This is a genomic window from Planktothrix sp. FACHB-1355 (assembly GCF_014748295.1).
Classification (GTDB): domain Bacteria; phylum Cyanobacteriota; class Cyanobacteriia; order Cyanobacteriales; family Aerosakkonemataceae; genus Aerosakkonema; species Aerosakkonema funiforme_A.
This window is the reverse complement of the sequence record NZ_JACJUP010000211.1, coordinates 1-7,680: the sequence shown is the minus strand read 5'-3', so window position 1 is coordinate 7,680 and position 7,680 is coordinate 1. Positions and strand designations below refer to the sequence as shown.

Below are 7,680 nucleotides of genomic sequence, written 5' to 3'. Positions count from 1 at the left end.
TATGACGTTTGTCTACAGGAATCTTTTTAAATATCTTAATTGCTTGAATATGATAATTTGCTAGAGATTGTTGCAAAGATGTCAAGTTAATTTGAGCTTGCCGATTGTTTAATTCAATTACTAAAATTCGCTGTCCTTGATGAGAAACAACCGCAGCGCGACGAATGCCGGGGTAATATTGAACTACCGCTTCGACGGCAAACGGATAAAGGATACCGTATTCGTCTTCGATGCAAGCTTGACAGCGACCTAATAACCACAAGCGACCTTGCAAATCGAGATAACCAGCGTCGCCTGTTCGATGCCAGGGTGTACCGTCTACGTTGAATTTAGTTTCTTCGTTGCCATGTCCGTGCAAATAGCTGGGTAAAACATGATTGCCGCTGACAACAATTTCTCCAGTTGATTCGGGAGGTAGGCAAGCTGTGGCAAATTCGGCACGAGAATAAGAATTAATAGGTTTTCCCCATTGTTGGTACATAATTTTTAATTGAATGGCAAAAACGGGTTTTCCTACTAGCAAACCGCGTCCGTTGAGTGTCGCAACAATGTCTTCGTGTTTGATGTCGCGATCGGAAATGTGGGCAATCGGTTCGGCTTCGGTGGAACCGTAGACGACGATGAATTCGGCTTGGGGAGAAATGTGCTGCCATTGTGCGATCGATCCTGGCATGACAGCAGCACCGCCGCTATAAATTTTCTCAATACTAGGCAGGGTAATACGATGTTTGAGGCAATATTCAGCTAAGCGTTCTAAAAATGCGGGAGATGCTAATATTCGATTCGGTTTGTGAGTTTGAATTTGTGCAATTATCGGAGATGGTACGATCGCACTCGGAAATCGCAAATCGCCTCTGGGAATTAATGTTGTCATCCCCGAAGCTAAATTTGCCAGCACAAAAATAGGTAAAGCAGTCAGTTCGATTGTTTCTGGAGTTGGTTGCAAAGTTTGTGCCAAAGCGCGATACTGAGCGATCAGAAAACCATGTGTGCGTAACGCTGCTTTTGGCTGTCCGGTACTACCGCTGGTAAATGTGAGCAAAGCTGGTGTATCGGCGTTGCAACGCACAATCTCCGGATCTAACGGTAAATGCCGTCCGCTGTGCAAAGAAATTGCGCCGGGAACAGGAAAGCCGATCGCAAATTTAATCGGAATGCGACGCAACGCGGGTGATACCAAGCGCAACAGGTGTGCTTTGGGACTGCCGATAAATGCTTGAGGTGGGTGTAAATTACAACATCTTTCTATGTGTTTTCTACCAGCACCTGGGTCTAGGAACATGGCCACCAGTCCCAGGCGGAACAAGGCAAGCATTATCCCGTAAAGTTCTGCTGACATGGGATAAAACACCAGCACGGCATCTCCAGGCTGCAAACCGCTGCGGCGCAGCAGGGTACAAGCGCGACTGGCTGCCAGTTCCAGTTCGGCAAAACTCGTGATGCGACTGCTACTTTTATATGTATCGATTATTGCTGGTACTAGAGGGCTGCTGACAGCGCGATCGTGCAAAATAGCTGCAATGTTCGTTGTCGGTAAGTGATAATTGTTGTTGGATAGTTGGCGATCGTTCATTGTTCATTGTTGGCTATTAACCATAAACTAACAACTGACAACTGACAACTGACTAAATTAACTGTTTGGCAAAGAGGGTATAACCGCGTATAGTTTGAGCGTAACGGCGGCTCAAATTGCGGGAAGGGTTGGCATCGTGCATCAAGGCGTGAATAGCTCGACTATAACCTAATTGATGTGCGATCGCCTGACATTTGGCAACTAATAAATTACCAAGTCCAGCATAGATGCGTTTGGGTAAAATGGCAACGGTTTTGATAATAATTGTGTTAATAGTTTCTCCCCGTTGAGCTTGCAACCAGTCGGGTATGGCAAACAAAAAGCCAACTGGATTGCCATCGTGTTCTGCTATCAGTATCAACTCAGATTTTAAATAAGGTAATAGGGGAAGGTACTGGGCGATAAATTCTTCTTCCTTAACGGGTGTGTAAAGAAAGTTACCTTGAAAGCTGGCGATCGCTACCGTATAAATGCGGTGCAGTTCCTCTTCCATACGCTGCAAATTCAGCGATCGAATTTGCACGCCTGCATCCTCCAAACGCGCAGCCACTCTCTCTAAACGCGAGTCGATATAAGTTAAATTAGTATTCAAAGCCGATGTATAGTGAGCCAGCGCTGTAAAACCTCGGTCTAAAAAATGACAATGCCAATCATCGGGATTATGAGGTTCTAAAAAGAAAGTCGGTTGTTCGCCTCGTTCTGTTAAGAGTCGATAGCTTTGCCAAGTATTGCCATCAACGGGAGCAACTACCATTGTACAACCAAACGCGGCTAATTGTTCGCAGGCGTGTTGCAGAATTCGAGCTGCTGCTGCGGCATCTTCAACTGTATAATGACCGATTAATCCTAAGCGATGATTAAAGTAAGGTGGAGTATTTTCCCACCACAGAGAACAACGTCCTACTATATTGTTATCATTTCTAATTAAAACCCAATGGGCATCAGCGGGTGTAGGTAATCGATCGTTGCTAATTAGTAATTGTTCTTTGTTCATTTGTCTTTTTTACTGGAATTGAACACCCCGAACTCTTCAAGAAGTCGGAGTTTTGAGTTGCACCCATCACCAGTCATCCAATTCGATTAAATAATTTCTTCTACTATCAAGTCTCTATAGAAGAAAACTTTATCTTTTTGATATAATTCTTCAGCCAAACTGGATAACGATCGCAAGCAGTCAGCCATCGATTCGGGGCGACGACGTTCTACTAACCGATTCCAATATACCAATCTTCCCTTGCGCCGTCCAACTCGCATTATTTGTCTCAGCAAATCGCGGTAGTTATCCAAAGACATAAACTCAAAAATATTACTCAAATTAAAGCGATCGATAACATCTTCATCCCAATTACCTAAAAAATCTTCAATAGCAGTACATCGCCACTCCAAACGATCGAGGTTAGTCCGGATTGAATCGAAATTTTCTGGACGCAAAGCGTAGGGAAGTACGTGCAAATGCTGCCCGAAGATCGTCCAGTGTAAATAGGGATTTTCCGCCGGATTGAGGGTTATCAAAGCATGGCGGATGCGTGCCAAGAGATGCTCTGCTAAACTAATGTTAGCATACTTCAAAAAACTGGGGTCGGTTCCCAATCGTCCCAACACAAACTGGGAGAAGAAAACTCGAAATAAAAGCTGCCATCGCCAATTATTCCAACGATTTTCGTAAAAAATATGTCGTTCTTCGGGGGTATCTAGTTGAAGGAAACCGATCAGATCGTCTCGATTGTGAATTAAGGGTAGAATGTAGCGGCGAAACAGCGCCAAATATCGCTCAAATTTTCCAGATGCGCCGATACCAGAAGCGATCGCACTCAGACGATCGTCCCAAAACTCGCGCACGTTTGGCGATAGGTGCGATCGACAGCGGCGGTACAGATGAGTTCTGATTTTGGAGATTTGCAGGTTAAAAGTTGGAGAAAAAGATATCTTTTCTTTTGGTTCTTCTAAGTCATTCCTTGACCCCATCAACACCAATAATTCTGGATGAGTTAATTCGCGATAAGCTGCGACTCGCAATTCCAAACAAGCAATTTGTGCTGGACTCAAATCTACAGCAATGACTCGTTTTGGACTGCGACTCAGCATCGCCAGTGTGTTGTCTCCACCAGATGCGATCGACAAACAAACAGAATCTGCTTGGATATCGAGTGCAGATAGCAGAATATCGGCATCTTCCCAACATTGGGCGTAACGGATTTCCGAAAAATTTGCAGCAAGCGCAATTTCACTAGGCATTGGTAATTAGTATAACAGTCAAATTGTATCATAGTTGAAGAAATTTATTAGGCACTTATGGAACTTTACCTGGGCATCGATTTCGGTACATCTGGCGCACGCGCGATCGCAATTAACCGAGAAGGAATTATCCAATCTGAAACGCAATATGCTTTTGATGAGTCGCAGGCGGGGACGCCTGCGCCACAAGATAATTCTGCGCCACAAGATAATTTAGCAAAAATTTGGCAGCAAGCTTTATTCTTTCTCATCCAAGAGATTCCCTCACAAGTGCGATCGCAAATCAAAGCTATTTCCATCAACGGCACTTCTTCCACTGTGTTGCTGTGCGATACTGCTGGAAATCCAATCGATGAACCGATTTTATATAACGATGCGCGGGGTATAGAAGTGATGGATAAGGTGAGAGAAATTGCACCGCCAAATCATACAGTAATCAGTGCGACTTCCTCACTGGCAAAACTCTTGTGGTGGACTCAGCAACCTGTGTTTGCAAATGCGAAATATTTTCTCCATCAAGCAGATTGGTTGGCATTTCTCTTACATAGAAGATTGGGAATAACAGACTATCACAATGCTTTGAAACTCGGTTACGATGTCGAGCAACTTTGTTATCCCAAATGGCTAGAAAATCTGGAAATATCGATTCAATTACCCTCAGTCATCGCGCCGGGAACTCCTATTTGTGAAGTAACAACCGAAATAGCTAATAATTTGGGTTTAAAACGAAATTGTGTAGTTTGTGCGGGGACAACTGATAGTATCGCGGCATTTCTCGCCAGCGGTGCGACATCTCCCGGTGAAGCTAGTACATCTTTAGGTTCTACTTTGGTAATCAAGCTATTGAGTAGCACTCGCGTAGATGATGCAAAATATGGAATTTACAGTCATAGGTTAGGAAATTTATGGTTAGTTGGCGGTGCTTCTAACACTGGAGGCGCGGTATTGCGGCAATTTTTTACCGATACTGAATTAGAAAATCTCAGCCGCGAGATAGATGCAAAAAAAGAGAGTTTACTTGATTATTATCCTTTATTGAAAGCAGGCGATCGCTTCCCCATCAACGACCCCAACTTACCGCCAAGACTCGAACCGCGTCCCGAAAATCCAGTCGAATTTCTGCACGGTTTATTGGCAAGTATCGCCCGCATTGAAACACGCGGTTATCAGTTATTGCAACAATTTGGTGCAACTCCTTTAACTCGCGTTTACACAGCTGGCGGCGGTGCGAAAAATCCCACTTGGACAAAAATTCGCCACCGTTACTTACAAGTACCTATCTTACCACCAGTAAACACAGCCGCTGCTTACGGTACAGCACTATTGGCGATGCGAGGAGTTTCAAATTGATGATGAAAACCTCTCTCTTATCTGCGTTTATCTGCGTTTATCTGCCTACATCTGCGGTAAAAATTTAACCCTCAATTCCAACAGACAATATGAGAGCATCACTCATATACTACCGATGCAACCGGACACAATATCAAACGCTATGACTGTAGGGGTAATTCAAGACCTGAAAAACCGGGTTGCTTTACGAAAAATCTAGGCTTTCAGGTTTAGCTATTTGCAAGAAACCCGGTTTTTAGCTCAGGTGCAAGATCTGAGTCTATGTTACAAGTAGTGAAATAGTGGGTTACAGCACGGGAACTTAATTATTGGTTGAAAGTGTTGAACACATCGCCCATACAATCTCTCACCCTACGATTAAATAAGTTCTTATGATTACCACGAAAACCGGATAACCCAAAAGCGAACAGAAGCGATATTAATCATCGTTCCATTTTTCGCAACCCACCAAATCGCAAATGCGATCCCTTAGTAAAAAGCCTCTATCCTCTAACTCGAACTCAACGCATTGCCATTCACCCGGTCTAATGTACTGACAAAGCGCATAGATAGGTTGCTGACGGCTAACAAGTCCTTTGTGTACAAGTTCGCGAGCTTCGTCTTTAATAACGTCTATCGAGTAATGAACGCTAGAAGTAATCATTGCCTTGCTCCACCCAGTTTTTTGCTAAATAGAAATTTCGATTATGTTTCCATGATCGTCTTTTCCGGAGACGTTAACTCAGTCCATCTCAAAAAAGATAAAAAAAGTAAAATATTGAAATCTACCGTAAAAATCAGTCAGACTCTGGCTGCAACTCAACGCGGTAAACTATTTTCCCTTCTACGTCGATAAAAGCAACAGTCATTCTTTGCGTACCGCTGTCTATTTTTACAGTGCCAAAAAATAGCAATCCCTCTAAAGGAGGAAGATTTTGTTTCATCCCGGCTGGGGCACTTTCGTATTTCACTTGGGGGCCAAAGGTGTTGTCAATTGGTTGTGGCCCATAAGTGCCGCCGTGCAGTGGCCCAGCAGCAAACTCCCAGAAAGGTTTGAAGTCAGCAAACTGAGCTTTTGATGGGTCGTAATAGCTGGCTACACAATAATGCAAATCTGATGTGAGCCAAACTATATTTTTGATATTATTTTGTTTGATAAAACGCAACAAGTCGGCAATTTCTAATTCGCGTCCCAATGGGGGGCCATCACCATTGGCGAAGTTTTCAAAAGCGGTTTGACCGTCGCGAACGATAATGCCAATTGGCATATCGCTAGCTATTACTTTCCAAGTGGCTTTGGAGGCAAGTAATTTATTTTTTAGCCAACGTACTTGCGTACTACCTAAAAATGCTGTTTCTGCACTGGCTACCTGTTGACGATTGGCTGTATTTTGCCCGCGATAACTGCGTTCGTCGAGCATAAAAATATCCAAGTTCGATCCATAATTAAAAGCGCGGTAAATTCGCTCTGGATCGTTGGCATCGTAGCGAATTGGCAGATACTCAAAGAATGCTCGTTTCGCCCTTGCAGATAAGAGATCGCAGCTTTTCACCAGTTGATAGCGATCGTCCTCATTAAGCATCTGTCCCGGATACCAGTTGTTGCGCGTTTCGTGGTCATCCCACTGCACCAACAACGGCACTTGTGCGTTGAAGCGGCGCACGTTTTCGTCCAATAAGTTATAGATGTAATTCCCGCGAAACTCGGCTAAAGTTTCCGAAACTTTTGACTTTTCTAGTGTGGTGATGTTTTTCCAGATTTTGCCGTTATCTAGTTTTACTTCCGATAGGATGGGGTTATCGCTGTAGACGTTATCACCGGAGTGAATAAAAAAGTCTGGATTCAGCTTTCTAATAGTTTCATATATTTTGATACCGCCCCAATCTGGATTTATACCCCAACCTTGACCGACACTGCAACCAGACCAAGCGAAAAAGATATCGCGATTACCTGTTGGTGGGGTGCGAAAAGTGCCGGGAACGGGGGCGCTGTAGGTGTTTGGATAAGCTAAATCTTCAAATAGAACGCGATAGAATATTTGTTGATTTGTGGGTAAATCGTCAAGGTAAAGTCGCGCTGTGTAATCGGTGTTTTCCAAAGCAGCCGATCCGACAATTCTTTGCGCGTTGCGGAAAGATTCGTTGGTGGAATATTCGACTATCATGCGTGCGGGTCGATCGCATTTACTCCAAATCGTGGCGCTGTTACCGCTGATATCGCCGCTGGCGACACCGTGGGGGATTTGGGGACGCATTTTTTCCGATGTGACGATACCGGACGCTTGTGCTAATCCGGATTTGGAAAATGTGTTGCCGGCGACGATACCGCCAGCTGTAAGTGCTGAATTTAGCAGGAATTGGCGGCGACTTAACCGCTGTGAAGGTTTGTTTTGCACGATCGCGTTTTCCCCAGAACGCTTTTTGTTTTGACTTTTGACTTTTGACTAGAAATTTTAGATTTTGGATTTTGGATTTTGGATTAAAAGAAATTTTGGGTTCATGCCCCACCCGCAAGTGGCGTGGAATAAATCTAAAATCGTAAA

Annotated in this window: 6 protein-coding genes; 1 reads left to right on the top strand and 5 read right to left on the bottom strand. The window is 44.0% G+C overall.

Annotated elements, in window-relative coordinates:
- The 3 genes from H6S82_RS11610 to H6S82_RS11600 all read right to left on the bottom strand — a co-directional run.
- A partial coding sequence (locus H6S82_RS11610; protein WP_191056243.1) for an AMP-binding protein occupies positions 1–1,573 on the bottom strand: 1,573 nt, incomplete at its 3' end.
- Between the two features lie 52 nt (positions 1,574–1,625).
- A complete protein-coding gene (locus H6S82_RS11605) occupies positions 1,626–2,567 on the bottom strand; it encodes a GNAT family N-acetyltransferase (protein ID WP_190474416.1) in 942 nt (313 codons plus the stop codon).
- 86 nt (positions 2,568–2,653) lie between these two features.
- A complete protein-coding gene (locus H6S82_RS11600) occupies positions 2,654–3,808 on the bottom strand; it encodes a DUF3419 family protein (RefSeq protein ID WP_190474414.1) in 1,155 nt (384 codons plus the stop codon).
- Positions 3,809–3,865: 57 nt separating this feature from the next.
- Between H6S82_RS11600 and H6S82_RS11595 the strand changes: the two genes are divergently transcribed.
- On the top strand, positions 3,866–5,158 hold the full coding sequence (locus H6S82_RS11595) for an FGGY-family carbohydrate kinase (RefSeq protein ID WP_190474412.1): 1,293 nt from the start codon (positions 3,866–3,868) through the stop codon (positions 5,156–5,158).
- A 418-nt stretch (positions 5,159–5,576) separates the two neighbouring features.
- Here the strand turns inward: H6S82_RS11595 and H6S82_RS11590 are convergent, their stop codons facing one another.
- Both H6S82_RS11590 and H6S82_RS11585 read right to left on the bottom strand, forming a co-directional pair.
- Positions 5,577–5,801, bottom strand: a complete 225-nt coding sequence (locus H6S82_RS11590; protein WP_190474410.1) for a DUF4327 family protein — start codon at positions 5,799–5,801, stop codon at positions 5,577–5,579.
- A 133-nt stretch (positions 5,802–5,934) separates the two neighbouring features.
- Complete coding sequence (locus H6S82_RS11585; protein ID WP_190474407.1) at positions 5,935–7,533, bottom strand: alkaline phosphatase D family protein; 1,599 nt, start codon at positions 7,531–7,533, stop codon at positions 5,935–5,937.
- Between the last annotated feature and the right edge of the window lie 147 nt (positions 7,534–7,680).